We start from the raw sequence: 24,417 nt of genomic DNA on the forward strand, positions 1-24,417 counted from the left end.
GAAGCACCGCGGACGGATAAAGGATCGCGAGGAGGCGACATGGGCCGCACGCTGGCGGAGAAGGTCTGGGAGCAGCACGTCGTGCGACGTGCCGAGGGAGAGCCCGACCTGCTCTACATCGACCTTCACCTCGTCCACGAGGTGACCAGCCCGCAGGCGTTCGACGGCCTGCGCATGGCGGGGCGGAAGGTGCGGCGGCCCGACCTCACCATCGCCACCGAGGACCACAACGTCCCGACCCTGGTCGGCCCGATCACCGACCCGGTCTCCAAGACGCAGGTCGAGACGCTGCGCAAGAACTGCGCGGAGTTCGGCGTCCGGCTGCACCCCATGGGGGACGCGGGCCAGGGCGTCGTGCACATCATCGGCCCGCAGTTCGGCCTGACCCAGCCGGGCATGACCATCGTCTGCGGCGACTCCCACACCTCCACGCACGGCGCCTTCGGCGGCATCGCCTTCGGCATCGGCACCTCCGAGGTGGAGCACGTGCTGGCCACCCAGACGCTGCCGGCCTACCGACCCAAGACGATGGCCATCGAGGTCTCCGGGGAGCTGCCGGACGGCGTCACCGCCAAGGACCTGATCCTGGCGATCATCGCCAAGATCGGCACCGGCGGCGGCCAGGGCTACATCGTCGAGTACCGGGGCGAGGCGATCCGCAAGCTCTCCATGGAGGGCCGGATGACCGTCTGCAACATGTCCATCGAGGCGGGCGCCCGCGCGGGCATGATCGCTCCCGACGAGACCACCTTCGCGTACCTCAAGGGCCGTCCCCACGCTCCCTCGGGCGACGCCTGGGACGCCGCGGTCGAGTACTGGAAGTCCCTCGCCACCGACGAGGACGCCGTCTTCGACACCGTCGTGGAGATCGACGCCTCGACGCTGACCCCGTTCGTCACGTGGGGCACCAACCCGGGGCAGGGCGCCCCGCTGGGCACCGCCGTACCGGACCCCGAGGCCACCGACGACCCGGCCGCAGCGCGCCGCGCGCTGGAGTACATGGGCCTGACCCCGGGCACCCCGCTCCGCGAGGTCGCGGTCGACACGGTCTTCGTCGGCTCCTGCACCAACGGCCGCCTGGAGGACCTGCGGGCGGCCGCCGAGGTGCTCCGCGGCCGCCGGGTCGTCACCCGCACGCTGATCGTCCCCGGTTCGATGCTGGTCAAGCTCCAGGCCGAGCAGGAGGGGCTGCACGAGGTGTTCAAGGCCGCCGGCGCCGAGTGGCGGGAGGCGGGCTGCTCGATGTGCCTGGGCATGAACCCCGACACCCTCGCCCCCGGCGAGCGCAGCGCCTCGACCTCCAACCGCAACTTCGAGGGGCGCCAGGGCAAGGGCGGCCGCACCCACCTGGTCTCGCCCGCCGTCGCCGCCGCCACCGCCGTCACCGGCAAGCTGACCGCCCCCGCCGACCTGGCCTAGGAGACCCGACCATGGACGCTTTCACCACCCACACCGGCCGGGCCGTGCCGCTGCGCCGGAGCAACGTCGACACCGACCAGATCATCCCGGCCGTCTGGCTCAAGCAGGTCAGCCGGACCGGGTTCGACAAGGGCCTGTTCTCCGCCTGGCGCGAGGACCCCGGGTTCGTCCTGAACCAGCCCGCCCACCAGGGCGCCTCGATCCTCGTCTCCGGGCCCGACTTCGGCACCGGCTCCTCCCGCGAGCACGCGGTCTGGGCCCTGCAGCAGTACGGCTTCCGCGTCGTGATCGCCGCCCGCTTCGGCGACATCTTCCGCAACAACTCCACCAAGATGGGGCTGCTCCCGGTCGTGCTCCCGGCCGAGACCGTCGAGGCCCTGCAGACGGCCGTGGAGGCCGACCCGGCCCTCGAGGTCACCGTCGACCTGGGCGAGCGCCAGGTCCGCTGGGGCGGGGAGGCCGCGGGGTTCGAGATCGACGACTACACCCGCTGGCGGCTGATGGAGGGCCTGGACGACATCGGCCTGACCCTGCGCAACGCCGACGACATCGCGGTGTACGAGAATGGCCGGCAGCCATGGCTGCCGACGACGGTCTGACACCCGCAGAACGAGAGCTGGCGCGGCGGTTGCGCGATGCGCACCGCCGCGTCCGCGCGCTGCCCCTGCCCGCCGAGGCGAGGCAGCGCCTCGCCAGGCGCCTGCTGGTCATCTGCGACCTGTCCAAGCACGACGTGGACCATGCCGTAGCACGCCTGAAATCCTTCCTTATTGACCTCGATGTGCTGATTTCTGACACAGAGGGTGCTGGAAATATTGCGGAAGGTGATTGAGTCGCGCGCTTCCGTCCCCTAATTTCAAGCGGGTAAGGGGTTTCTCGCTCCGTCAGAGACCCCTCGCGGCGACAAACGGGTGAGACGGGCTTCTTCTTCACGGCCCGCTCCCGGACATCGGCAACTAGGGGAGCCAGCAACCTGATGAACAAGAAAGAACTCGTCGACGCCATCGCCGGCAAGGTAGGCGACAAGAGGACGGCCACCGAGGCGGTGAACGCGGTGCTCGACGCCATCCAGAGCGCCGTCGCCAGCGGTGACAAGGTCTCCATCACGGGCTTCGGCGCCTTCGAGATGGTGCACAAGCCGGCCCGCACGGCCAGGAACCCTTCGACCGGAGCCGAGATCAAGGTGGCCGAGAGCTGGGCGCCGAAGTTCCGCCCGGGCTCCGACTTCAAGGAGCTCGTCAACGAGGGCGGCAAGAAGGCCGCGAAGAAGTAGGGCTTACACGCGAGACGCCCGGATTCCCCGCCGCGGGGCCGGGCGTCCGGCGTCTCGCGGGCCGTCCGGGGGCGGCGTGCCCGCCTACTCCGGCAGGGGGAACGTCGAGAGCGTGACGTAGGTGACCCGGTCGCCGTCCACGGCGAGGTTCACCCGCTGGCCCGACCTGAGCAGCCGGAGCGGTCCGGCGTCGAACGCCGCCGCGCCGAACGGGATCTCGGTCCCGTCGTCCAGGAACACCGACCCCGACCGGGTCGCGGGGTCGAAGACCTTCACCGTCGCCTGCACGTCCATCACTCTAACCGGCGGCGGTGCGGCTCACCCGTCTCCCGGCCGGTCCGGTTCTCCCCGCCCGCCCGCCGTACCCGGATCGGCCGATCCGCCGGAGCGCCCTCCGGCCTCCTCCGCGGCCTCCTCGGCGAAGGAGGCCAGGCCCCGGATGATGATCTCGACGGCGAGCTCGAACCGCTCGTCCTCGGACGAGGGCAGCATGTGGTCCGCCAGCGCGACGAGGTTGGGGAACCGGTCGGAGGGCAGGTCCGCGAAGAACTGCTGGAGACTGGCCCGCATCTCCGGCCAGGAGATCTCCGCCGATTCGCGGCGGCGGTTCTCCCACATGTTCTCCTCGAAGGCGTACCCGTCGATGAACGTGGAGAGGATGTCGCCCGCGGCCCCCGCCACGCGGTCGGGGAGGCCGGCGACGCGGAAGAGGGTGACCAGCTGCTCCATCTGCGGCAGCACCTCGGGGCTGAACGGGACTCCGATCATCGAGATTCTGGCCAGGTCGCGGTGTTTGCGCAGGCGCGCCAGGCCGCCGCGGGCGAAGTCGGCGACCTGCCGCCGCCAGTGCGCGGGGTCGGGGTCGGGCAGGTCCCAGTCCTTGAACAGCCGGATGTACATCAGCTCGAACAGCTCGTCCTTGCTGCTCACGTGGGTGTAGAGGGCCGACACCGCGACGCCGAGCTCGGCGGCGACCTGGCGCATGCTCAGCTTCTCGAAGCCCTCGCGATCGAGCACCGTGTAGGCCGCGTCGACGATCCGCTCGGCGCTGAGCGGTATCCGGGCGGGAACGGCCCGGCGGCGTGAGCGGTCCCAGGGCAGCGCCGGCAACTCGTCACTCATCCTCTCAGCCTACTGCTGCCCGAACGCCGCTCTCCTGCCCGAACAACGCTCAAGTTCACGACATATCTTGTTTCGGCGAGCAACGAGTCATATCGTGAGAACAACGTCCTTTTCAAAGAACACTGTTCACCACGCGAGCGGTGTCCATGTACAGTGAACGCTGTTCAGTTAAAGCGATCACTGTTCACCGCAGTCGGTCGAGTTCATCCACCGATCCGTTGAGGAGCACCCATGAGCACCGATGTGAACGCACCTCCCCAGGCGCCGGCCGAGCCGTCCGCCTACCGCTGGCGCTGGGTGGCCCTGTTCGTGATCCTGGCCGCCGAGGTGATGGACCTCCTCGACGCGATGGTCACCAACATCGCCGCCCCCAGCATCCGCGCGGACCTCGGCGGCACCCCCGCCACCATCCAATGGCTCGGCGCCGCCTACACCCTCTCCATGGCCGTCGGCCTGATCACCGGCGGACGGCTCGGAGACATCTTCGGCCGCAGGCGCATGTTCCTCATCGGGGCCGCCGGGTTCACCCTGGGATCCCTGCTGTGCGGGATCGCCCAGTCACCCGAGATGCTCGTCGGCGCACGGGTCGTGCAGGGACTGTTCGGGGCGGTGATGCTGCCCCAGGGGCTCGGCATGATCAAGGAGATGTTCCCGCCCAAGGAGATGGGCGCGGCCTTCGGCCTGTTCGGACCGGTCATGGGGCTGTCCTCGGTGGGCGGCCCGGTGCTGGCGGGCTGGCTGGTCGACGCCGACTTCTTCGGCACCGGCTGGCGCATGATCTTCCTCATCAACCTGCCGCTCGGCCTGGCGGCCCTCGCGGCCGGAGCCCGCTTCCTGCCCGAGTCGCGCTCGCCGCACCCGCTCAGGCTGGACGTCCCGGGCGTCCTCCTGGCCACCCTCGCGGGGCTGCTGCTGGTCTACCCGCTGGTCCAGGGACGGGAGAGCGGCTGGCCCGCCTGGTCCTTCGTGATGATCGGCGCCTCCGCCGCGGTGTTCGGGATCTTCGGCTGGTTCGAATCCCGCAAGAGCCGCGCGGGCGGCGACCCGCTGGTCGTGCCCGGCCTGTTCCGCAAGCGGGCGTTCACCGGCGGCCTCCTGACCGGCCTGGTCTTCTTCTCCTCGATGGCCGGCTTCACGCTGGTGTTCAACCTCTACACCCAGCTGGGCCTGGGCTACTCCACGCTCAAGGCGGGTCTCGTGATGATCCCGTGGTCCCTGGGCATGGTCGTCGGCTTCGGCCTCGCCCAGGCCGTGCAGCGCTTCGGCCGCAAGGTCCTGCAGGGCGGCGTCCTGGTGATGACCCTCGGCACGCTGGGCGTCCTGTTCACGATCGCCGCGGCGGGGGCGGCGGTGACCCCCTGGCAGTTCGTGCCCGCCCTCACCGTCACCGGCATCGGCATGGGCCTGCTGATGGCGCCCTTCTTCGACATCGTGCTGGCCGGGGTCGAGCAGCACGAGACCGGCTCCGCCTCCGGCACCCTCACCGCGGTCCAGCAGCTCGGCGGCGCCTTCGGCGTGGCCCTGCTCGGCACCGTCTTCTTCGACCTGCTGGGCGCCCGGCAGGTCCCCGACTTCGGCGGGGTGATGAGCACCATCCTGTGGGTCGTCGCCGGGATGCTCCTGCTGACCTTCGTCACGGCGTTCCTGCTCCCGAAGCAGGCCAGGGAGGGGGAGCAGGCCGGTCACTGACCCCGATGAGCTCCGCCACGGCCCGGGTGCGGGGACCCGCGCCCAGCGCGAGGGCCGCCCGCAGATCGCCGGGGGTGTCGACGTCCCTGCGGACCGAGTCGACCCCCTCCGGGCAGAGCTCCTTCGCGCCGCGCCTCAGGTGGCGCTCGCGCGACTGCCCGCCGAAGCCCGGCGCGAACTCCGACCCGGGCCGTACGCCGTAGAAGGTCGTGCCGACCTCGGCGGCGTCGGGCAGGAAGGACCGGTCGAACTCCTCGGCCGCGGCCAGCACGCGGGCCAGCTCGGCGGGGCGGAGCGAGGGCAGGTCGGCCTGGAGCGCGCCGACCGGGTCGCCGGGCGCCAGCCGTACGGCCTCCCGGGCGCCGCGGCGCAGCGCCGCGTTGAGCCCCGCCTCCGGGTCGGCGACCAGGTGGGCGCCGACCCCGGACAGCGCCTCGGCCGCCACCGGGTCGCCCGTCACCACCACGACCCGCGCGACGCGGGCGCAGCTCAGCGCGGCCTCGACGGTGTCGCAGGCGATCGCCACGGCCAGCGCGGCCCGGTGCGGGCCCGCCGCCTCCGCCAGGCGGGTCTTGGCGGCGACCAGCGTCTTGACCGGGACGACGACGGTCCAGCCGGGGCTCTCGGAAGGAGGCATACCCTTAAGCATCCCGCCTCGACAGTTCCCGGAGCCAACCGGGAGACTTGGGACGCCGCACGCGCTTACGGAGGAGCTCATGAGACGCCCTGGTTGGCCGACCCGTTTCTGGGTCGCCGTGGCCGTCGCGATCGTCAAGCCGCTCTCGTGGCTCCTGGTGAAGAAGGACTGGCGCGGCGGCGACCGGCTGCCGCGCGAGGGCGCGATCATCGTGGCGACCAACCACCTGTCCTGGCTGGACCCCCTGCTGATCTCGCACTTCCTGTACAACAACGGGCGCTGGCCGGTGGTCCTGGCCAAGTCCGGGCTCTTCACGGTGCCGGTGATCGGCTCCATGGTGCGGGCCATGCGGGCCATCCCGGTCTACCGGGGGAGCGCCGACGCGGTCCGCTCGCTGCGGGAGTCCGAGGAGCGCGTCGCCGAGGGGGCGTGCGTGATGTTCTACCCCGAGGGCACCTGCACACGCGACCCGGAGTTCTGGCCGATGGAGGGCAAGACCGGCGCGGCCCGGCTGGCCCTGGAGACCGGGGTCCCGGTGATCCCGGTGGCGCACTGGGGAGCCCAGGAGATCCTGCCCTACGGCGACAAGCGCCCCCGGCTGCTGCCCCGCAAGACCTTCCGCGTGCTGGCCGGTTCCCCGGTGGACCTGTCGAAGTACGAGGGGCGGCCGATCCAGTCCGAGGTCCTGCGCGAGGCGACCGCCGACATCATGGCGGCGATCACGGCCCAGCTCGCCGAACTGCGCGGGAAGAAGCCGCCGGCGGCTCCCTTCAAGAAGTCCTCTGACAACTGATTTCGACGTACGGTGATGAAATGACCAAGGCGGCCGTATTCGGGACAGGTTCGTGGGGCACCACCTTCGCGATGCTCCTCGCGGGAGCGGGCACCGAGACGACGTTGTGGGGCAGGCGCGCGGAGATCGTCGAGGCGATCGACAAGCGCCACGAGAACCCCGACTACCTGCCGGGCATCGCGCTGCCCGAAGGGCTGCGGGCCACCGCCGACCCGGCCGAGGCCCTCGACGGGGCCGACTTCGTGGTGCTGGCCGTGCCCTCGCAGACCCTGCGGGGCAACCTCGCCGCCTGGAAGCCGGACCTGCCGCCCGACGCGGTGCTGGTGAGCCTGATGAAGGGCATCGAGCTCGGCACCACCAAGCGGATGAGCGAGGTCATCTGCGAGGTGGCCGAGGTGCCGCAGGAGCGGGTCGCGGTGGTCTCCGGGCCCAACCTCGTCGGCGAGATCGTCCGGGGCCAGCCCGCCGCGACCGTGGTCTCCTGCACCGACGAGCGGGCCATGGAGCGGCTGCAGGAGGCGTGCCACCTGCCGCCGTGGTTCCGCCCCTACACCAACCCCGACGTGGTGGGCGTGGAGCTCGGCGGGGCGGTCAAGAACGTGATCGCGCTGGCGGTCGGGGTCGCGGTCGGCATGGGGATGGGCGACAACGTCGCGGCCATGCTCATGACGCGCGGGCTGGCGGAGATCTCCCGGCTCGGCGCGGCGCTCGGCGCGGACCCGCACACGTTCGCCGGCCTGGCCGGGATGGGCGACCTGGTGGCGACCTGCACGTCGCCCTTGTCCAGGAACCGCACCTTCGGTGAGAATCTCGGGCGGGGCATGACCCTGGCCGAGGTCATCGCCGCGACCAAGCAGACCGCCGAGGGCGTCAAGTCCTGCGAGTCGGTCCTGGAGCTGGCCAGGAAGCACGATGTGGAGATGCCGATCACCGAGGTCGTGGTGGCCGTCGTCCACGACGGCATGCCTCCCGCCGAGGCCGGGGTGCTGCTGATGTCGCGGACCCCCAAACCCGAACGGTACGGCGTGTGAACCGGCGCGTGCGCCGGCGCCAGGGCGAGAACACCCGGTCGGTCCGCCTGCCCCCCGCGCTGACGCCCCGGCCGGACCCCCTCGGGCTGCCGGTGTGGCGCAGCTCCGCGTGGAGCTTCACCGGCTCCGCCGAGCAGGCCGAGACCCTCGGCGAGCAGGCCGCCGGCTCCGTCGAGAACCCCACCACCGCCGCCTTCGCCGCAGCGGTGGCCTCTCTCGAGGGCGCGGCGGCCCCCGAGGACGTCGCGGGGCAGGCGTTCGCCTCGGGGATGGCCGCGATCAACACGGTGCTGATGACCTTCCTGCGGGCCGGGGCGCACGTCGTGGCTCCCGCCCCGGTGTACGGCGGCACCTACTCGCTGATCACCAACGTGCTGTCCAGGTTCGGGGTGAGCGCGGACTTCGTCGACTACGCCGGCCTGCACCGGGTGCAGGAGGCGGTCCGGTCCGGCACGAAGATCATATTTGCGGAGACGCTCTCCGCCCCGGCGATGACCGTCGCCGACATCCGGAGCCTCTACCGGATCGCCCGCGCCGCCGGGGCGCTCCTGGTGGTCGACTCCACCTTCGCCACCCCGATCGTGTGCCGCCCCCTGGAGCACGGCGCCGATCTCGTGGTCCACTCCGCCGCCACCTACCTCGGCGGGCACGACGACTGCGCCGGCGGCGTCGTCGTCGGCCGTCCCGACCTGGTCGCCCGGCTCCGCGAGGTCGCCGTCGACACCGGGGGGACGCTCTCCCCGGACGACGCCTTCCTGCTCCGCCGCGGCCTGGAGACGCTCCCGCTGCGGATCCGCCGCATGTGCTCCACCGCGATGGTGTTCGCCGCCGCCCTCGCCAAGCACCCCGCCGTCCGGCGGGTCCACTACCCCGGCCTGCCCGGCCATCCCGGTCACCAGCTCGCCCGGCACCTGTTCGACTCCGGTCCCGAGGGCACCCGGTACGGCGCCTGCGTGACGATCACCCCGCACGGCGGCCACGACGCGGGGGCGAAACTGCTCGACGCGCTCCGCCTGGTCTCGATCGCCACCTCGGCCGGGGGCACCCGTACCAAGGCCACGCACCTGGCCTCCACCGGCCACCGGCGGCTCGGCGAGGGGTCCGGCGCCGACGCGGCGGCCGTACGCTTCTCCGTCGGGCTGGAGGACGCCGAGGACCTCATCGTGGACGTCACCAGAGCGCTCGACTCTCTGCACACGTCGCCGGCGTGACGTCACCGGCACGCGGATCCATCTCCCGGAGGGGGTAGATTCGGGCATCATGAGCGAGCAGTCCACGCCCCGGCCGCGGGTCGCAGTCGTCTTCGGTGGCCGCAACTCCGAGCACGCCGTCTCCATCCTCGGAGCCGGAAGCGTGCTGGAGGTCATCGACCGGTCCAAATACGAGGTCGTCCCCGTCGGGATCGCCCGGGACGGGCGGTGGGTGCTCGCCTCGGGCGACCAGCGCTACGCGATCGAGGGCGGCGAGCTGCCGTCCATCGACGCCGGGGGCGCGGAGCTGGCGCTGCCGTCCGGCGGCGGCTCGCTGGTGGCCTACGACGCGGGCAGCATCCCCGTCGAGCTCGGCCAGGTGGACGTGGTCTTCCCGGTGATGCACGGCCCGTTCGCCGAGGACGGCACCATCCAGGGCCTGCTGGAGATGGCCGGCGTCCGCTACGTCGGCTCCGGCGTGCTGGCCAGCGCGGTCGGCATGGACAAGTCCTACATGAAGATGGTGCTCGCCGCCTGCGGCCTGCCCGTCGGCCGGTACGTCACGATCCGCGACCGCGACTGGCGCACCGACCGCGACCGGATCCTCAAGGAGGTCCAGGAGCTCGGCTGGCCGGTCTTCGTCAAGCCCGCCAGGGCCGGGTCCAGCCAGGGCATCTCCAAGGCGGCGGACCCGGCGGAGCTGGAGCGGGCCATCGAGTTCGCGCGCGAGCACGACCCCAAGGTGCTGGTGGAGGCCGCGATCACCGGCCGCGAGATCGAGTGCGCGGTGCTGCAGTCCCCGGGCGACGCCCCCGCGGAGGCCAGCGTCCCCGGCGAGGTGCTGGTCCACGGCGACCACGAGTTCTTCGACTTCGAGGCCAAGTACATCGGCGAGGACATGTCCCTGGCCGTGCCCGCCGACATCCCCGCCGACGTGGCCGAGGACCTGCGGGCGATGGCCGTGCGGGCGTTCGAGGCGCTGGGCTGCGAGGGCCTGTCGCGCGTCGACTTCTTCTACACGTCCGACGGCCGGCTGATCCTCAACGAGATCAACACGATGCCCGGCTTCACCGCGATGTCGGTGGCGCCGCAGCTCTGGGCGGCCAGCGGGCTGCCCTACGGCGAGCTGGTCGACCGGCTGATCCAGCTCGCCCTGGAGCGCCCGGCGGGCCTGAGGTAGCGGCGGCCGGACCGGGCCGCCGCGTGCGGCCCGCGCCCGGCGCGGTGCTCACCCGGTCTGCGGGAGCGCCGCCTTGACCGGGGCCGCGAGCTCCATGAGGACGCTCTCCGGGGTGTGCGCGCGGGAGATCGTCACCTCGACGTAGGCCGCGCGGCCGACGGAGGTGAACAGCGTCGGCAGGGACGGCGCGCTGAACCACGCCACGCCGTCGAGCACCGGCACCTGGTCGGTGGGAGCCATGTTCACCGGGCGCGGCACCCCGCAGCGCAGGGCGATCTCCCCGGCCCCCCACACGGCGACGTACGGCGAGGCGGGGTCGGACTCCACCCGCTCCGCGCCGTCGAGCGTCGCCGGCAGCCGCCCGGCGAGCGTCCCGCACGCGGCCGCGGCGGCGGGGTCCGGTGTGGGAGGGTCCACCCGGACGGGACCGCCGCACCCCGCCAGGGCCAGCAGGGCGCAGGCGCAGCCGGCCCAGCGGGCGAACCGGTGTGACATGCCGCTTTCCCGCAGGTCAGATATGGACGATGGGGCACGTGAGCGTACGCGTGATCCCCTCCACCGCCTGGATCTGAGCCACCACGAGCTTGCCCAGCTCGTCCACGTTGCGCGCCTCGGCGCGCACGATCACGTCGTAGGGACCGGTGACGTCCTCGGCCTGCGTGACGCCGGAGATCGCGGAGATCTCGCTCGCCACGCTGGCGGCCTTGCCGACCTCGGTCTGGATCAAGATGTAGGCCTGCACCATAACGTCCTCCCGGGCGGTGGGATCAGTGCCGAAGGGCCACCGTACCCTGTGATTAACGGGAGGTGTGTCATCACAGTCGGAGAACTCGGCGAATTCGGAATCGTTGCACGTATCGCCGGACGCCTGCCACAGGGCGAGACCGTGCTGCTCGGTCCCGGGGACGACGCCGCGGTGCTGGGCGCGCCCGACGGGCGGGTCGTCGTGACGACGGACCTGCTGATCGAGGGCAGGCACTTCCGCCGCGACTGGTCCAGCGCCTACGAGATCGGCCGCAAGGCGGCGGCGCAGAACCTGTCCGACGTCGTGGCGATGGGGGCCGATCCCACCGGGATCGTGGTGGGCCTCGGCATGCCCGCCGACGTCGGCACCCGCTGGCTGGACGACCTCGCCGACGGCTTCCGCGACGAGTGCGCGCTGGTCGGCGCGAGCGTCGCGGGCGGCGACACCACCCGCTGCGACCTGGTGGTGATCGGTGTCACGGCACTCGGAGACCTGGGCGGGCGCGCACCGGTCACCCGGTCGGGGGCCCGCCCGGGAGACGTCGTGGCGGTGGCGGGCCGGCTCGGCCACGCGGCCGCCGGCCTCGCCCTGCTCCGGGCGGGACTGGCCGGGCCGGGCGCCGGCGGCGGGCGGCCGGACCCGGGCGGGCAGGAGGACCCGGGCGGCTCCCCGGAGCCCGGCGGGCCGGGTGCGCTGGCCGACGCGCACCGGCGCCCCCGGCCGCCCTACCCCTGCGGCCCCCAGGCCGCCGCGCTGGGCGCGACCGCGATGCTGGACGTCAGCGACGGCCTGCTCCAGGACCTCGGGCACGTCGCGAAGGCCAGCGGGGTGGGCCTGGAGCTCGACCCCGGCTCCTTCACCGTGACCCCGGAGATGGAGCAGGCCGCCCGGCTGCTCGCCGCCGACCCGCTGGAGTGGGTCCTCACCGGCGGCGACGACCACGCCCTCGCCGCGACCTTCCCGGCCGGCGTACGGCTCCCGCCCGCCTGGACGGTGGTGGGCCGCGTCGTCGCGGGCGGCGGGGTGCGGGTGGGCGGCAGGTCCCCGGAGCGGGGCGGCTGGGACCACTTCCGAGAGTGATGCCCTGCTTACCATTGGTAGCGAGTATTTCATGAGTCATCAGTGAAATTTGTGACAAACGCGTGTTAAAGATGTTATGAAGATGGGCGGCCGCCGTTCCCGGGAGAAAGAGGTGACATGGGCCGCCACGGAGAACGTGGAGACGAGCTCCCCCGACATAGGGGGACGCGCGATCCGGAGCCCGCTCCGGATCCGGGCGGCCGGGGCGAACCCGCAGGACGCAGGCTCCGCCCCGAGCAGTCGGCGACCACCGGGATATGGCCCGGGATTCAGGACGGCCCCCACGACCGCCTCCACGGAGGGCTCCGGGACGGCTTCGACGACGGTTCCCCCGACGGGCTCCACGACCGGCCCCACGGGGGACTCCACGACGGACCCCAGGACGGGCCCCGGGACGGCCTCCACGGAGGGCTCCGGGACGAGACCCGGACCGGGTTCCTGGGATCGGGCTGGTCGGCCGAGACCGGCTCGTCCGGTCCGGACCGGTCCGGCGGGGAGCGCCGCTCCGGAGGATGGCTCAAGGCGGCGCTGCTGGCCGTCACCGCGATGGTCGCGGTGACCGGCGGCACCGTGCTCGGCGTCCAGGCGTGGAAGAGCCCCGAGGCGTCGGTCGCGGACTGCGCCCGGGACGACTGCCTCGCCGGGGCGTCGGACCGGCCGGAGCCGGAGGCCGGCACCCCGGAGCCGGACGGAGAGCCCGTCCCCGATGAGGAGCCCGTGGAGGCCGAGGCGGCGCAGACCTCGCCGGCTCCCGCGCCGCCCGCCCCGCGCCGGAGCACGGGCCCCACCCGGAGGCCTTCCCCCGGCCCCACCGCCACCCGGGTGCCGCAGAGCGCCGAGACGGCGCCGCCCGAGGACGAGCCGCTGCCCACCGAGGAGCCGCCCGAGGAGGGGAGCGGCGAGCTGATCGACGTCGACAACCGGTCCGCGCCCACCTCCACGCCGACCTCCGCGCCGACGTCGGCGCAGCCCACCCCGGTCCCGGACGCCACCGGCTCCCCGGTCGCCGAGACCCCGGTCCCGGTTTCGGCCGGGGAAGCGGCGATCACGGTCGGCTTCGGCGTGCTGAAGCAGCGCTCCCGGGCCTACACCGCGGAGCTCGTGGTCGCGGCGGACGGGCGGATCGGCGTGCTGGAGCTGTCCCTGCCGGTCGGCGGCGAGGTGGCCTCGGTGACCGGGGCGAGATGGCGCCAGGACGGCGGGACCCTGGTGATCAAGTCCGCCGGAGAGCTGGAGGCGGGCGAGGAACTGGTCGTCACCTTCACCGCGTACGGCAGGGCGAAGGCCCCGCGGGACTGCCGGAGCGCCCAGGGGGACTGCTCGGTCACCTGAGGCCCGCGCCCGCGGGACCGGTACCGGTGGCGGACTGGTTGGATGGGAGGCATGACCGCTTCGTCCCCTCCCCGCGTGCTGACCGTCGCCGGTTCCGACTCCGGCGGCGGCGCGGGCATCCAGGCCGACCTGAAGACCATGCTCGCCCTCGGTGTGCACGGCATGAGCGTGATCGCCGCGGTGACGGCGCAGAACTCGCTGGGCGTGCAGGGCTACTGGGAGCTCCCCCCCGAGGCGGTGCGCGCCCAGCTCGGCTCGGTGCTCGGGGACATCGGCGTCCAGGCGGTGAAGACCGGGATGCTGGCCTCGCCGGTGCTGGTGGAGACCGTGGCCGAGGTGCTGGCCGGGGTGGACGCGCCGGTGGTGGTGGACCCGGTCGGGGTCTCCAAGCACGGCGACGCGCTGCTCGCCCCCGAGGCGGTGGACACGGTCAAGTCGCGGCTGCTGCCGGTGGCCACCGTCGTCACCCCGAACCTGTGGGAGGTCTCCCAGCTCACCGGGGTCGAGGTCGGCGACGAGAAGGACCTGCGGCGGGCGGCCGACGCGATCCTGGAGCTGGGTCCGGCCTGGGCGCTGGTCAAGGGCGGGCACCTGCCCGGAGCCCCGGTCGACCTGCTGACCGACGGCGTGCGGGAGTTCCGCTTCACCGCCGAGCGCCACGACAACCGCCACACCCACGGCACCGGCTGCACCCTGGCCTCGGCCGTGGCCTCCCACCTGGCCCTGGGCGAAGACGTGCCGTCCGCCGTGCGCAAGGCCAAGGACTACGTCACCGGCGCGATCGCCCGGGGTTTCCCGCTGGGCGGGGGGATCGGCCCCGTCGACCACGCCTGGCGCTGGCGCGACCGCTGAGCGGGCCCCGCCCGCCGCGGGTTCCCGCCCCCAACGCCGCGCAGCCCGCCGCTCCCTGTGACAGGGAGCGGCGGGCTGCGCGGAAAGTCTGACTAGCGGGTGACCTTGCCGGCCTTGATGCAGGAGGTGCACACGTTCAGCCGCTTCGGCGTGCCGTTCACGACCGCGCGCACGGGCTGGATGTTCGGCTTCCAGCTGCGACGGGTGCGGCGGTGCGAGTGGGAGACGTTGTTGCCGAAGATCGGCTTCTTAGCGCAGACGTCGCAGACGGAAGCCACGGTTCGCTCCTTCAATCAGTCGAGAGACCCGATCCGCTTGGCGGTCATCGGGCATGCCGGGACAACCGGCTGGCCAAACGAGGATATCCGATGCCTGACCATGCATGCCAACGCGAGCTGCCACGACAGGCCGAACGGGGATAATCTCCGGAAGGCAACCGTAGCGCATCCCGGGGAGGGAGCGTCCGGGCCGCCGCCGGGGGAGGGCGCGGACACGCGGCGGCGCCGGAGCGCGGGGGAGGACCGCGGCGGCGGATGCGGTGGAACGGGTGCGGGCGGGCGCGGTCACAGGCGCAGGTACGGAGGGCATGGATGCTGCAGGTTCTCGACCCGCCGGCGGTCCGGCGGTGGTCGCGTCTGGCCGCGGAGACCCTCGGCAGGGCGCGGGAGGAGATCGACGCGCTCAACGTCTTCCCGGTGCCCGACGGCGACACCGGCACCAACCTCCACCTGACCATGCTCTCGGCGGCCGAGGCGCTGGACGGGCTGCCCGGTGACGCGGACGCGGCGACCACGTGGCGGACGCTCGCGCAGGGCGCGCTGCTCGGCGCGCGGGGCAACTCCGGGGTCATCGTCAGCCAGGCGCTCCGCGGCCTCGCGGAGGTGCTCAGGAGCGCCGAGGGCCGGGGAGAGGACCTCGGGCGCGGCCTGGTCAGGGCCGCGGAGCTGGCCCGGGACGCGGTGGAGAGGCCGGTCGAGGGCACGGTGCTGAGCGTGCTCGGCGCCGTCGCCGAGGCGGTCCGCGGCCTGCCGGGAGACCTGGCCGCAGTGGTCAGGCGGGCGGCGGAGGAGTCGCGCGCGGCGCTGCGGCGCACCACCGGCCAGCTCGACGTGCTCGCCCGCAACGGCGTGGTGGACGCGGGCGCCGCCGGGCTGGCGATCATCCTGGAGAGCCTGGCGGCGGTGGTGACCGACTCCTACACCGGGCGGCCGGACGTCCCGGCGCGCCGGGACGCGCCGCACAGGGCGCACGGCCCGGCCGGGAGCGCCGGGCCCGCTCCCGGACCCGCCTACGAGGTCATGTACCTGCTCCAGGCCGGCGCGGCCGAGGTGGACGCGCTGCGCGGAGAGCTCGACGCGCTCGGCGACTCCCTGGTGGTCGTGGGCGGCGAGGAGCTGTGGAACGTCCACGTGCACGTCGACGACGCGGGAGCCGCGATCGAGGCGGGCATGCGCGCCGGCCGGCCGTACCGGATCAAGGTGGAGTACCTCGTGGGCTCCGACCGGACGCACCGGGCCGCGGGCGGCCGGGGCGTGGTGGCCGTGGCCGCGGGAGCGGCCCTCGGCGCGGTGTTCGAGCGCTCCGGCGCCGTGGTGGTCCGCCGCGACCCCGGCGCCAGCCCGCCGCTGGCCGCGGTGCTGGCCGCCATCAGGGAGGCGGGCGCCGAGGTCGTGGTCCTGCCCAACGACAGCGGGACGCGCGAGGTCGCCGCGGCCGCCGCGGAGATCGCCCGGGAGGAGGGGCTCGTGGTGAGCGTGCTGCCCACCCGGGCCTCGGTCCAGGGCCTGTCCGCGCTGGCCGTCCACGACCCGCTGCGGCGCTTCGACGACGACGTGGTCGCGATGACCGAGGCCGCCGCGCACACCCGGCACGGGCACGTCTGGGTGGCCGACCGCACGGTCATGACGAGCGCCGGGCTGGTCGGGCCGGGCGAGGTCCTGGGCGTGATCGACGGGGACGCCGCGACGACCGGCACGGACCTGGCGGAGACCGCGCTGGAGCTCGTCGGGCGCATGGTCTCCGCGAGCAGCGAGCTGGTCACCCTGCTGGAGGGCGCCGACGCGCCCGACGGGCTGGCGCAGGCCGTACAGGACCACCTGGCCAGGGTCAGGCCCGACATCGAGGTCGTCCGCTACGAGGGCGGCCAGGGAGGGTATCCGCTGCTCGTCGGCGTCGAATGACCGGTGCGGTTCGCCGGGACGGGTGAATTCTGTCGGCCGGAGACGGTAGAAAGCTTCGGTGACGAGCTTCGACGAGCCGCTGGGCAGGGCGCTGGACCCGAAGACGGCCAGGCTGCTGGAGAGCGTTCTCGGCCTGCGCACCGTCGGCGACCTGCTCCGGCACTACCCCCGCCGCTACGCCCAGCGCGGCGAGCTGACCGACCTCGACGACCTGCGGGTCGACGAGCACGTCACCGTGGTCGGCGAGGTCACCAGGGCGATGCGCAAGCCGATGCGGAGCAAGGGCGGCACCTGGCTGGAGGTCGAGGTCGTCGACGGCCGGGGGAGCCGGATCTACCTGTCGTTCTTCGGCAAGGCCTCCCACATCGCCGAGACGCGGCTGCGCCCGGGCGCCCGCGGCATGTTCGCCGGCAAGGTCGGCGCGTTCGGCCAGGGCGAGCGGCGCAAGTGGCAGCTCGCGCACCCCGAGTTCGAGATGGTCGACGAGTCGGAGGCGGAGGCGGGGGAGTTCGCCGCGGCCCTGGTGCCGATCTACCCGGCGGGCAAGGACGTGACGCCCTGGGCGATCCGGCGGGCCCTGGGCGTCGTCCTCGACACCATGGGGACCCTGGACGACCCGCTCCCGCAGGACCTGCGCGCCCGGCACGGCCTTCCCGGCCTGACCGACGCGCTGCTCGCGGTCCACCGGCCGCGCGACCACGGCGACGTGACCCGGGCGCGCAAGCGGCTCAGGTTCGACGAGGCGTTCCTGCTCCAGGCCGTGCTCATGCAGCGGCGGATGGCGGCCGAGGCCTGGCCCGCCACGCCCCGCCCCCGGCGCGGCGACGGGCTGCTGGCCGACTTCGACGGGCGGCTGCCGTTCGAGCTCACCGAGGGGCAGCGGAGCGTGGGGGAGGAGATCGCGGCCGACCTGGCCCGGGCGCACCCCATGCACCGGCTGCTCCAGGGCGAGGTCGGCGCGGGCAAGACCGTGGTGGCGCTGCGGGCGATGCTCCAGGTGGTCGACGCGGGCGGCCAGGCCGTGCTGCTCGCCCCCACCGAGGTGCTCGCCCAGCAGCACCACCGGTCGATCTCCGCGATGCTCGGCGACCTGGCCGCCGGCGGCATGTTCGGCGGCACCGCGGTCGCCCTGCTGACCGGCTCGCTCGGCGCCGCGGCGCGCCGTACGGCGATGCTCGACGCGGCCTCCGGCGCGGCCGGGATCGTGGTCGGCACCCACGCGGTCCTGCAGGAGAAGGTGCAGTTCGCCGACCTGGGGCTGGTCGTGGTCGACGAGCAGCACCGCTTCGGCGTCGAGCAGCGCGACGCGCTGCGCGAGAAGGCCGGCGGCGGGCGTCCGCACGTCCTGGTCATGACCGCCACCCCGATCCCGCGCACGGTGGCCATGACCGTCTTCGGCGACCTCACGGTCTCCACGCTCTCCCAGCTGCCCTCCGGCCGGGCCCCGATCACCACCCACGTGGTCCCCGTCGCCGAGAAGCCGCACTTCCTGGACCGGGCCTGGGCGCGGCTGCGCGAGGAGGCCGGGCTCGGCAGGCAGGCCTACGTCGTCTGCCCGCGCATCGGGGACCTGGAGGGCGACGAGGGCGACCTGGCGGGCCCGGCCAAGGGCGACGACGAGCGGCGCCCGCCGCTGGCGGTGCTGGACGTGGCGGAGGAGCTCTCGCAGGGGCCGCTGCGCGGGCTGCGCACGGCGGTGCTGCACGGCAAGCTGCCGCCCGAGGAGAAGGACGCGGTGATGCGGGCCTTCGCCAGGGGGGAGGTCGACGTCCTGGTGGCGACCACGGTCATCGAGGTCGGCGTGGACGTGCCCAACTCCTCGGTCATGGTCATCATGGACGCCGACCGGTTCGGCGTCTCCCAGCTCCACCAGCTCCGCGGCCGGGTCGGCCGGGGCGGGCTGCCGGGGCTGTGCCTGCTGGTGAGCGAGTCCCCCGGCGGGACCCCGGCCCGCGAGCGGCTCGACGCGGTCGCGGCGACCCTGGACGGCTTCGAGCTCTCCCGGGTGGACCTGGAGCAGCGCAGGGAGGGCGACGTGCTGGGCGTGGCCCAGTCGGGCCGCAGGTCGTCGCTGAAGATGCTCCGGCTGCTGCGCGACGAGGACGTCATCCAGAGCGCCCGCGAGGAGGCCGAGACCATGCTGGCGGCGGATCCCGACCTGGCCGGGCACCCGGTCCTGCGAGCGGAGATCGACAGGCTGCTCGCCGACGAGCGCGCCGAGTATCTCGAGAAGACCTGAGATCGAGAAGACCTGAAAAGCCCAGTTGCGGGGACGGCCTCCCCCCGAATGCCGTCCCCGCCTGGGCCCACTCTCGGGTCAGGTGCCGAGAGCACCGACGTGCGGAAGGGCTCACGATCACGTCGGTCGGCCTCCCCCTGGGTCATTTGAAGGCCGCAGGACTCATCATGCAAGGTGTCCGGGCCCGAGGGAACGACCCTTGCGCTTTCGTCGCCGTCCCTTGCCCACTCTTGACCGAGATCCTCGTAACGAACCTCTCTGACCTGCGGTTATGTATTCCGCCGCGACACGGGAGAATGGAGGGGTGAGTCGAGTCATCGCGGGGATCGCAGGAGGAAGGCGGCTGGCCGTGCCGCCGGGGCACCGGACCCGGCCCACCAGCGACCGGGCCAGGGAGGGGATCTTCTCCACGGTGGGGTCGCTGCTCGGCTCGCTGGACGGGGCCCGGGTGCTGGACCTGTACGCCGGCTCCGGAGCCGTCGGGCTGGAGGCGCTGTCGCGGGGGGCGGCCCACGCGCTGCTGGTGGAGTGCGAGAGCAGGGCCGTCAGGACCATCAGGGCCAACATCGCCTCCCTCGGCCTGCCGGGGGCCGAGCTCGCCGCCGACAAGGTGGAGCGGGTGCTCGCCCGGGGCGCCGCGGAGCCGTACGACCTCGTGTTCGCCGATCCGCCCTACGCGGTGACCGCCGAGGCGGTCGACGCGGTGCTGGGGCAGCTGCGCGACCACGGCTGGCTGGCACAGGACGCGCTGGTCGCGGTGGAGCGGGAGAGCCGGGGAAAGGACCTGGTCTGGCCGGCGGGGTTCGAAGAGGAGAGGGTCCGTCGTTACGGCGAAGCGTCCGTTTGGTACGGTCGCGCCGCCGGGAATCCGTAAACCTGGGGGTTCGCCTTGCGTCGCGTCGTCTGTCCGGGGTCCTTCGATCCCGTCACCAACGGTCATCTGGACATCATCGGCCGGGCCTCCCGGCAGTACGACGAAGTCGTCGTAGCCGTCCTGATCAACATCGAGAAGAAGAGCCTGTTCACGGTCGAGGAGCGCATCGACATGCTCCAGATCGTGACAAAGGAGTACGGCAACGTGCGCGTGGACAAGTTCCACGGCCTGCTGGTGGACTACTGCAGGCAGCAGGAGATCCCCGCGATCGTCAAGGGCCTGCGCGCGGTCAGCGACTTCGACTACGAGCTGCAGCAGGCCCAGCTCAACTACCGGATGTCCGGAGTCGAGACGCTGTTCATGGCGACCGGGCCCGAGGTCTCGTTCCTGTCCTCCAGCCGGATCAAGGAGATCGTCCGGTACGGCGGGAGCGTGGCCGGCCTCGTCCCGGAGCTGGTCCTGGAGCGCCTGGTCGAGCGGCTCCGGGGCTGACGGCCCCGGCCGGGAGGGCCCGGACCTCACGGTTCTCCCGCCGCCGGTGCGGGGGCTCGCAGGGCAGCCCCCGCACCCTGGTATTCTCTTATTTCGGCCTTGCACGACGGCGGTGATTCGCCATGCCTGATGAGAGCGGAATGACTCTGCACCTTGATCCCCGAGCCCCCTGGGTGGTCTCCACCCATGACCTGGGCCGGCGACCGGGATCGATGCGCGAGATGCGTCTCACTCTCCCGGCACCGGCGGATGTCGCGGTCGACATGATCGGCGTCCCCAAGGGCGCCGACGTTGAGCTGGACATCCGGCTTGAGGCGGTCATGGAAGGCGTGCTCGTCACGGGCACGGCGCGTTCCCCGCTGCGGGGGGAGTGCGCACGGTGCCTGGAGCCCGTCACCTCGGAGAACGAGGTGTCGTTCCAGGAGCTGTTCTTCTACTCGGCTGAGGATGCGGCCGAGGACGACTCGCTTCTCGACGGTGAGCTGCTCGACCTCGAACCGGCTTTCCGAGACGCGGTGGTGCTCACACTGCCGCTGAGCCCGCTGTGCAGTGAAGACTGCGCCGGGCTCTGCTCGGAGTGCGGGGTTCGGCTGGCCGACGCCGAACCCGGTCACGGGCACGAGGTCATCGACGCCCGCTGGGCCAAGCTGCAGGGCCTGGTTCCGGAACACAACAACGATCAGGAGAGCTGACGTGGCTGTCCCCAAGCGCAAGATGTCGCGGAGCAACACCCGCTCCCGCCGGTCGCAGTGGAAGGCCGCCGCGGTCTCGCTCGTGAGCTGCCCCCAGTGCCGCTCGCCGAAGCGCCCGCACATGGCGTGCCCGACCTGCGGCACCTACAACCGCCGTCAGGTGATCGAGCCCTCCGCCTGATCGCATTCTGACTGACGGATGCCGGCCGGGGGCCCACCGCTCCCGGCCGGCGTCACCGTCCGTCCATGCGATGGCGGTCCGCCCGCGGCTGTGGTGGACGCCGGGGTTCGCGGCGACGCGTGCCCTCCCGGCGCCCACCACGTCTTCGGGGTCTTCAACGGACGCCCTGTCGTCCTTCTCTCGCCATCGCGCAGCAGCCCAACAGCCGTGCGAGGAGAAGACATGGCGACAAGTGTCAAGCCGGTGGCCGTCGAGGTGGCCAGGGACGAGCTGGAGCGGGTCCTGGCCGTGAGCCTGGATCCGGCGATCCTGGAGCGGGCGCTGACGCACCGCTCCTACGCCTACGAGAACGGCGGCCTGCCGACCAACGAGCGCCTGGAGTTCCTCGGCGACTCGGTGCTCGGCCTCGTGGTCACCGACACCCTCTACCGCAACCACCCCGACCTGCCCGAGGGCCAGCTGGCCAAGCTGCGGGCCGCGGTGGTCAACATGCGCGCCCTCGCCGACGTGGCCCGCAACCTGGGCCTGGGCCGTTTCCTGCGGCTCGGCCGGGGCGAGGAGGGCACCGGCGGGCGCGACAAGTCCTCGATCCTCGCCGACACCCTCGAGGCCCTCATCGGGTCGGTCTATGTCGACAAGGGCCTGGACGAGTCGTTCCGCGTCGTCCACCTGCTCTTCGACGGCCTCATCACCCGCTCCGCCTCGCTGGGCGCCGGGCTCGACTGGAAGACCTCCCTGCAGGAGCTCACCGCCTCCGAGTCGCTCGGCGTGCCGGAGTACCACGTCGAGGAGAGCGGCCCCGACCACGCCAAGTCCTTCACCGCGGTCGTCCGCCTGGGCGGCGAGGCCTACGGCTCGGGCTCCGGCCGGTCGAAGAAGGAGGCCGAGCAGCAGGCCGCCGAGGCCGCGTGGAACCGCATCAGGGCCGGTCAGGAAGAGCGCGAAGCGAGCTGACACTCCCCGAAGGAGGGGCGGATGCCCGAACTGCCCGAGGTCGAGGTCGTACGGCGCGGCCTGCAGCGCTGGGTGGCCGGGCGGACCGTCGCCCGCGCCGAGGTGCTCCACCCCCGGGCGATCCGGCGCCACCTGCCCGGCGCCGGGGAGTTCGCGGCCCGGCTGGAGGGCCGCACGATCGGCTCCGCCGAGCGCCGGGGGAAGTACCTCTGGCTCCCGCTGGACGGCGGGGACGCGGTCCTGGCGCATCTGGGGATGAGCGGCCAGCTGCTGGTGGCCGAGCCCGGCTCGGCGCCGGAGAGGCACCTGAGGATCCGGCTGAGCTTCACCGACGGGGGCCCCGAACTGCGCTTCGTCGACCAGCGGACCTTCGGGCACGTGCTGGTCGCCCCGATGACCGTACGGCTCCCGCGGCGGGTTCCCGAGCCCATCGCGCACATCGCGGCCGACCCCTTCGAGCCGGCGTTCGACGACGAGCGGTTCGTGATCGATCTGCGGCGCAGGCGGACGGAGGTCAAACGGGCGCTCCTGGACCAGTCGCTGATCAGCGGGGTCGGCAACATCTACGCCGACGAGGCCCTCTGGCGGGCCCGGCTGCACGGCGCCCGGCCCACGGCCGCCCTGACCCGGCCGAAGATCGCCGAGCTGCTGGCCGCCGCCCGCGAGGTGATGACCGAGGCGCTGTCGGAGGGCGGCACATCTTTCGACAGTCTCTACGTGAATGTCAATGGCGAGAGCGGCTACTTCGACCGGTCACTCGCCGTGTACGGCAGGCGTGACCAGCCCTGCCGGAGGTGCGGCGCGCCGATCGTCCGCGAATCGTTCATGAACCGCTCCTCCTACAGCTGCCCCCGCTGCCAGCCCCGCCCCCGAACGCCGCGAAAGGCATGACCATGACAGATGTCCGGCTGACCGCCTGGGTCAGGGGCCGGGTCCAGGGAGTGGGTTTCCGCTGGTGGACGCGGGCGCGAGCGCTGGAGCTCGGGCTGGCCGGCTGGGCGCGGAACACCGCCGACGGCCGGGTCGAGGTCGTGGCCGAGGGCCCGCAGGAGGCGGGCGACCGGCTCCTGGAGCTGCTCCGCGGTTGCCGGACCCCGGGAAAAGTTGATGGAGTTGTGGAGCGCTGGAGCGAAGCCAAGGGTGATTTGGTGGGTTTTGTGGAACGCTAGGCCTTCCGCTAAACCACCCCATAAGGTATATTTAGCTGTCGAGAGTGCCCACGGGTGCATCCATGCGGAGTGTTCAACTTGACCGTCTCCCTCACCGGTGCGACTCTTGATAGGAACCACGCGCACCCCTCCCGCGGCAAAGAAGTGCGCGAACCAGTCTGGTCACTCAGCGTGGAGGACCCTTAACCATGGCGAAGGCTCTACTCGGCCACGTCGGCGGTCCCGACCCTCGGATGGTCTCGGAAATGCGCCGTCTCCAGCAGCGTATCCGCGATCTCGAGGCAGAGCTCACCCGGCTCCAGGCCCAGAACGACGAGCTCACGGCGAACAGCGGTGAGGAGGCGTTCACCCGCCTGCAGGATCGCGAGCCGGCTCTCACCTAGGAGCCTGTTCCTTCCCGGCCCCTCGCCCACCGCGCGGCGCGGGGCCCTGTGGGAAACGGGGGAACAGGCCTCGGAGACCGGGGCGTAGGCAAACTGTCCAGGGACGCCTCAACGGGGCGTCCCTTGTCATTTCCCGGCCCGTCAGGTCTCCACGTGGCGGGCCAGGAAGGCCAGCTGGTCGGGGAGGACCCGGCGGCGGTAGGCCGCGTCGTGGCATCCCCGGGATATCCCTCCCTCGGCCGTGGCCCCCAGCGCCTTCAGGCCCTTCAGCATCGTCTCCGTCTGCGGAGCCCACTCGTCGCGCTCGCCGCAGCCCAGCCAGAGCGGGATCTCCACCAGTTCGCGGAGCGGGGCCTGCGCGGCGGTGACGGCCGGGGACGCCGCCGCGACCGCGGCGACCTTCCCCCGGCCCAGCTCGGCGGCGAGCCTGAGCGCTCCCGCGCCCCCCATCGACCAGCCCAGCAGCCCGATCCGCCCGGTGTCCAGGCCCGCGCCGTACAGGTAGGGCAGGAGCGCGCCGGAGACGTCCACGGAGGGCCAGTCGTCGACCGAGGCGACCGCGAAGCGCGCGCGGCTCGCGGCCAGGTAGCGGTCGACCGCGTACACGTCGAACGGGGTCAGCGCGTGGCCGTCGGCGCCGTGCAGCATGACCACCACCGGGAGCCTGCCCCGGGCGCCCGGCGGGAGCCCGATCACCACCCGGCGGCCCTCCATCGTGGCGCGCTGCCGGCCGCCCGGAGCCGTCTCGGGCGGGTCGGGCATCGTGCCGCACCTGATCTGCCCGTAGGCGTTGCGCACGCCGTCCGGTCCGAGCAGCAGGGCGCCGCCGCCGAGCCCCGCCAGGGTGAGCCCGCCGGCCAGCAGAAAACTTCTCCGCTTAAGGTGACTTTTCCCACTTCGGAAGGGTTGT

29 protein-coding genes are annotated in these 24,417 nt (G+C 72.7%); 22 read left to right on the forward strand and 7 right to left on the reverse strand.

Going from position 1 to position 24,417, the window contains the following annotated elements; translation table 11 throughout:
- Window positions 1-39: 39 nt before the first annotated feature.
- The 4 genes from leuC to FHS22_RS11655 all read left to right on the forward strand — a co-directional run bounded on the left by leuC (window position 40) and on the right by FHS22_RS11655 (window position 2,692).
- A complete protein-coding gene (leuC, locus tag FHS22_RS11640) occupies window positions 40-1,419 on the forward strand; it encodes a 3-isopropylmalate dehydratase large subunit (protein WP_184940974.1) in 1,380 nt (459 codons plus the stop codon).
- Between the two features lie 11 nt (window positions 1,420-1,430).
- Window positions 1,431-2,018 (forward strand): 3-isopropylmalate dehydratase small subunit, encoded by a 588-nt coding sequence (leuD, locus tag FHS22_RS11645; protein WP_184940975.1) that lies wholly within the window; start codon window positions 1,431-1,433, stop codon window positions 2,016-2,018.
- Window positions 1,997-2,251 (forward strand): SCO5555 family protein, encoded by a 255-nt coding sequence (locus FHS22_RS11650; RefSeq protein ID WP_184940977.1) that lies wholly within the window; start codon window positions 1,997-1,999, stop codon window positions 2,249-2,251. The genes leuD and FHS22_RS11650 overlap by 22 nt, the downstream gene beginning before the upstream one ends.
- 144 nt (window positions 2,252-2,395) lie before the next feature.
- Entirely contained in the window at window positions 2,396-2,692 is a 297-nt protein-coding gene (locus tag FHS22_RS11655; protein WP_184940978.1) for an HU family DNA-binding protein, read from the forward strand.
- Between the two features lie 84 nt (window positions 2,693-2,776).
- Here the strand turns inward: FHS22_RS11655 and FHS22_RS11660 are convergent, their stop codons facing one another.
- Both FHS22_RS11660 and FHS22_RS11665 read right to left on the reverse strand, forming a co-directional pair.
- Window positions 2,777-2,986: a hypothetical protein gene (locus tag FHS22_RS11660; RefSeq protein ID WP_221473526.1), complete on the reverse strand. Its 210-nt coding sequence runs from the start codon at window positions 2,984-2,986 to the stop codon at window positions 2,777-2,779.
- Between the two features lie 24 nt (window positions 2,987-3,010).
- Window positions 3,011-3,814 (reverse strand): TetR/AcrR family transcriptional regulator, encoded by an 804-nt coding sequence (locus FHS22_RS11665; protein WP_184940982.1) that lies wholly within the window; start codon window positions 3,812-3,814, stop codon window positions 3,011-3,013.
- 231 nt (window positions 3,815-4,045) lie between these two features.
- On the opposite strand from FHS22_RS11665, the gene FHS22_RS11670 reads away from it, so the two are divergent.
- Window positions 4,046-5,503 (forward strand): MFS transporter, encoded by a 1,458-nt coding sequence (locus FHS22_RS11670; RefSeq protein WP_184940983.1) that lies wholly within the window; start codon window positions 4,046-4,048, stop codon window positions 5,501-5,503.
- Here FHS22_RS11670 and cofC read toward each other — a convergent pair.
- Entirely contained in the window at window positions 5,448-6,152 is a 705-nt protein-coding gene (gene cofC / locus FHS22_RS11675) for a 2-phospho-L-lactate guanylyltransferase (RefSeq protein WP_184940985.1), read from the reverse strand. The two genes, FHS22_RS11670 and cofC, sit on opposite strands and share 56 nt — an antisense overlap.
- Window positions 6,153-6,219: 67 nt before the next feature.
- On the opposite strand from cofC, the gene FHS22_RS11680 reads away from it, so the two are divergent.
- The 4 genes from FHS22_RS11680 to FHS22_RS11695 are packed head-to-tail and all read left to right on the forward strand — an operon-like array spanning window position 6,220 to window position 10,334.
- A complete protein-coding gene (locus FHS22_RS11680) occupies window positions 6,220-6,933 on the forward strand; it encodes a lysophospholipid acyltransferase family protein (protein WP_184940987.1) in 714 nt (237 codons plus the stop codon).
- A 20-nt stretch (window positions 6,934-6,953) separates the two neighbouring features.
- The gene (locus FHS22_RS11685; RefSeq protein WP_184940988.1) at window positions 6,954-7,964 is read left to right on the forward strand and encodes an NAD(P)H-dependent glycerol-3-phosphate dehydrogenase; all 1,011 of its coding nucleotides are present in this window, start codon (window positions 6,954-6,956) and stop codon (window positions 7,962-7,964) included.
- Window positions 7,961-9,175: a trans-sulfuration enzyme family protein gene (locus FHS22_RS11690; protein ID WP_184940990.1), complete on the forward strand. Its 1,215-nt coding sequence runs from the start codon at window positions 7,961-7,963 to the stop codon at window positions 9,173-9,175. The genes FHS22_RS11685 and FHS22_RS11690 overlap by 4 nt, the downstream gene beginning before the upstream one ends.
- A 49-nt stretch (window positions 9,176-9,224) precedes the next feature.
- Entirely contained in the window at window positions 9,225-10,334 is a 1,110-nt protein-coding gene (locus tag FHS22_RS11695) for a D-alanine--D-alanine ligase family protein (RefSeq protein ID WP_184940992.1), read from the forward strand.
- A gap of 48 nt (window positions 10,335-10,382) precedes the next feature.
- Here FHS22_RS11695 and FHS22_RS11700 read toward each other — a convergent pair whose 3' ends face one another.
- Entirely contained in the window at window positions 10,383-10,829 is a 447-nt protein-coding gene (locus FHS22_RS11700; RefSeq protein WP_184940993.1) for a DUF3515 domain-containing protein, read from the reverse strand.
- Window positions 10,830-10,845: 16 nt separating this feature from the next.
- Complete coding sequence (locus FHS22_RS11705; RefSeq protein WP_184940995.1) at window positions 10,846-11,079, reverse strand: Lrp/AsnC family transcriptional regulator; 234 nt, start codon at window positions 11,077-11,079, stop codon at window positions 10,846-10,848.
- Between the two features lie 51 nt (window positions 11,080-11,130).
- Between FHS22_RS11705 and FHS22_RS11710 the strand changes: the two genes are divergently transcribed.
- The 3 genes from FHS22_RS11710 (at window position 11,131) to thiD (ending at window position 14,343) form a co-directional block, all read left to right on the forward strand.
- Window positions 11,131-12,159, forward strand: coding sequence for a thiamine-phosphate kinase (locus FHS22_RS11710; protein ID WP_184941245.1), 1,029 nt, complete (start codon window positions 11,131-11,133; stop codon window positions 12,157-12,159).
- A 117-nt stretch (window positions 12,160-12,276) separates the two neighbouring features.
- Window positions 12,277-13,491, forward strand: a complete 1,215-nt coding sequence (locus FHS22_RS11715) for a hypothetical protein (RefSeq protein ID WP_184940997.1) — start codon at window positions 12,277-12,279, stop codon at window positions 13,489-13,491.
- Window positions 13,492-13,533: 42 nt separating this feature from the next.
- Window positions 13,534-14,343, forward strand: a complete 810-nt coding sequence (thiD, locus tag FHS22_RS11720) for a bifunctional hydroxymethylpyrimidine kinase/phosphomethylpyrimidine kinase (RefSeq protein ID WP_184940998.1) — start codon at window positions 13,534-13,536, stop codon at window positions 14,341-14,343.
- 92 nt (window positions 14,344-14,435) lie between these two features.
- Here thiD and rpmB read toward each other — a convergent pair whose 3' ends face one another.
- Entirely contained in the window at window positions 14,436-14,621 is a 186-nt protein-coding gene (gene rpmB / locus FHS22_RS11725) for a 50S ribosomal protein L28 (RefSeq protein WP_184941000.1), read from the reverse strand.
- A gap of 312 nt (window positions 14,622-14,933) precedes the next feature.
- Here rpmB and FHS22_RS11730 point away from each other — a divergent pair, with 312 nt between their 5' ends.
- The 10 genes from FHS22_RS11730 to FHS22_RS11775 all read left to right on the forward strand — a co-directional run bounded on the left by FHS22_RS11730 (window position 14,934) and on the right by FHS22_RS11775 (window position 23,507).
- Window positions 14,934-16,523 carry a DAK2 domain-containing protein gene (locus tag FHS22_RS11730; protein WP_184941002.1) on the forward strand — a complete coding sequence of 530 codons (1,590 nt, stop codon included), beginning with the start codon at window positions 14,934-14,936 and terminating at the stop codon, window positions 16,521-16,523.
- Window positions 16,524-16,581: 58 nt separating this feature from the next.
- Window positions 16,582-18,762 carry an ATP-dependent DNA helicase RecG gene (gene recG / locus FHS22_RS11735; RefSeq protein ID WP_184941004.1) on the forward strand — a complete coding sequence of 727 codons (2,181 nt, stop codon included), beginning with the start codon at window positions 16,582-16,584 and terminating at the stop codon, window positions 18,760-18,762.
- Between the two features lie 304 nt (window positions 18,763-19,066).
- Window positions 19,067-19,636 carry a 16S rRNA (guanine(966)-N(2))-methyltransferase RsmD gene (gene rsmD / locus FHS22_RS11740; RefSeq protein WP_184941005.1) on the forward strand — a complete coding sequence of 190 codons (570 nt, stop codon included), beginning with the start codon at window positions 19,067-19,069 and terminating at the stop codon, window positions 19,634-19,636.
- 15 nt (window positions 19,637-19,651) lie between these two features.
- Complete coding sequence (coaD, locus tag FHS22_RS11745) at window positions 19,652-20,128, forward strand: pantetheine-phosphate adenylyltransferase (RefSeq protein ID WP_184941007.1); 477 nt, start codon at window positions 19,652-19,654, stop codon at window positions 20,126-20,128.
- Window positions 20,129-20,268: 140 nt separating this feature from the next.
- Window positions 20,269-20,820, forward strand: coding sequence for a YceD family protein (locus FHS22_RS11750; RefSeq protein ID WP_184941010.1), 552 nt, complete (start codon window positions 20,269-20,271; stop codon window positions 20,818-20,820).
- 1 nt (window position 20,821) lies between these two features.
- Window positions 20,822-21,001, forward strand: coding sequence for a 50S ribosomal protein L32 (gene rpmF, locus FHS22_RS11755; RefSeq protein ID WP_068926486.1), 180 nt, complete (start codon window positions 20,822-20,824; stop codon window positions 20,999-21,001).
- Window positions 21,002-21,223: 222 nt separating this feature from the next.
- The gene (gene rnc, locus FHS22_RS11760; RefSeq protein ID WP_184941011.1) at window positions 21,224-21,955 is read left to right on the forward strand and encodes a ribonuclease III; all 732 of its coding nucleotides are present in this window, start codon (window positions 21,224-21,226) and stop codon (window positions 21,953-21,955) included.
- Window positions 21,956-21,976: 21 nt separating this feature from the next.
- Complete coding sequence (gene mutM / locus FHS22_RS11765) at window positions 21,977-22,846, forward strand: bifunctional DNA-formamidopyrimidine glycosylase/DNA-(apurinic or apyrimidinic site) lyase (RefSeq protein ID WP_184941013.1); 870 nt, start codon at window positions 21,977-21,979, stop codon at window positions 22,844-22,846.
- A 2-nt stretch (window positions 22,847-22,848) separates the two neighbouring features.
- Window positions 22,849-23,124 carry an acylphosphatase gene (locus tag FHS22_RS11770; protein WP_184941014.1) on the forward strand — a complete coding sequence of 92 codons (276 nt, stop codon included), beginning with the start codon at window positions 22,849-22,851 and terminating at the stop codon, window positions 23,122-23,124.
- Between the two features lie 188 nt (window positions 23,125-23,312).
- Window positions 23,313-23,507 carry a hypothetical protein gene (locus tag FHS22_RS11775; RefSeq protein WP_184941016.1) on the forward strand — a complete coding sequence of 65 codons (195 nt, stop codon included), beginning with the start codon at window positions 23,313-23,315 and terminating at the stop codon, window positions 23,505-23,507.
- A gap of 141 nt (window positions 23,508-23,648) precedes the next feature.
- On the opposite strand, the gene FHS22_RS11780 is transcribed toward FHS22_RS11775, so the two are convergent.
- Window positions 23,649-24,305 carry a dienelactone hydrolase family protein gene (locus FHS22_RS11780; RefSeq protein ID WP_184941018.1) on the reverse strand — a complete coding sequence of 219 codons (657 nt, stop codon included), beginning with the start codon at window positions 24,303-24,305 and terminating at the stop codon, window positions 23,649-23,651.
- Window positions 24,306-24,417 lie beyond the last annotated feature (112 nt).

Source organism: Thiemannella venezuelensis (genome assembly GCF_014203605.1).
In the GTDB taxonomy this organism is placed as follows: Bacteria; Actinomycetota; Actinomycetes; order Streptosporangiales; family Streptosporangiaceae; genus Planomonospora_A; species Planomonospora_A venezuelensis.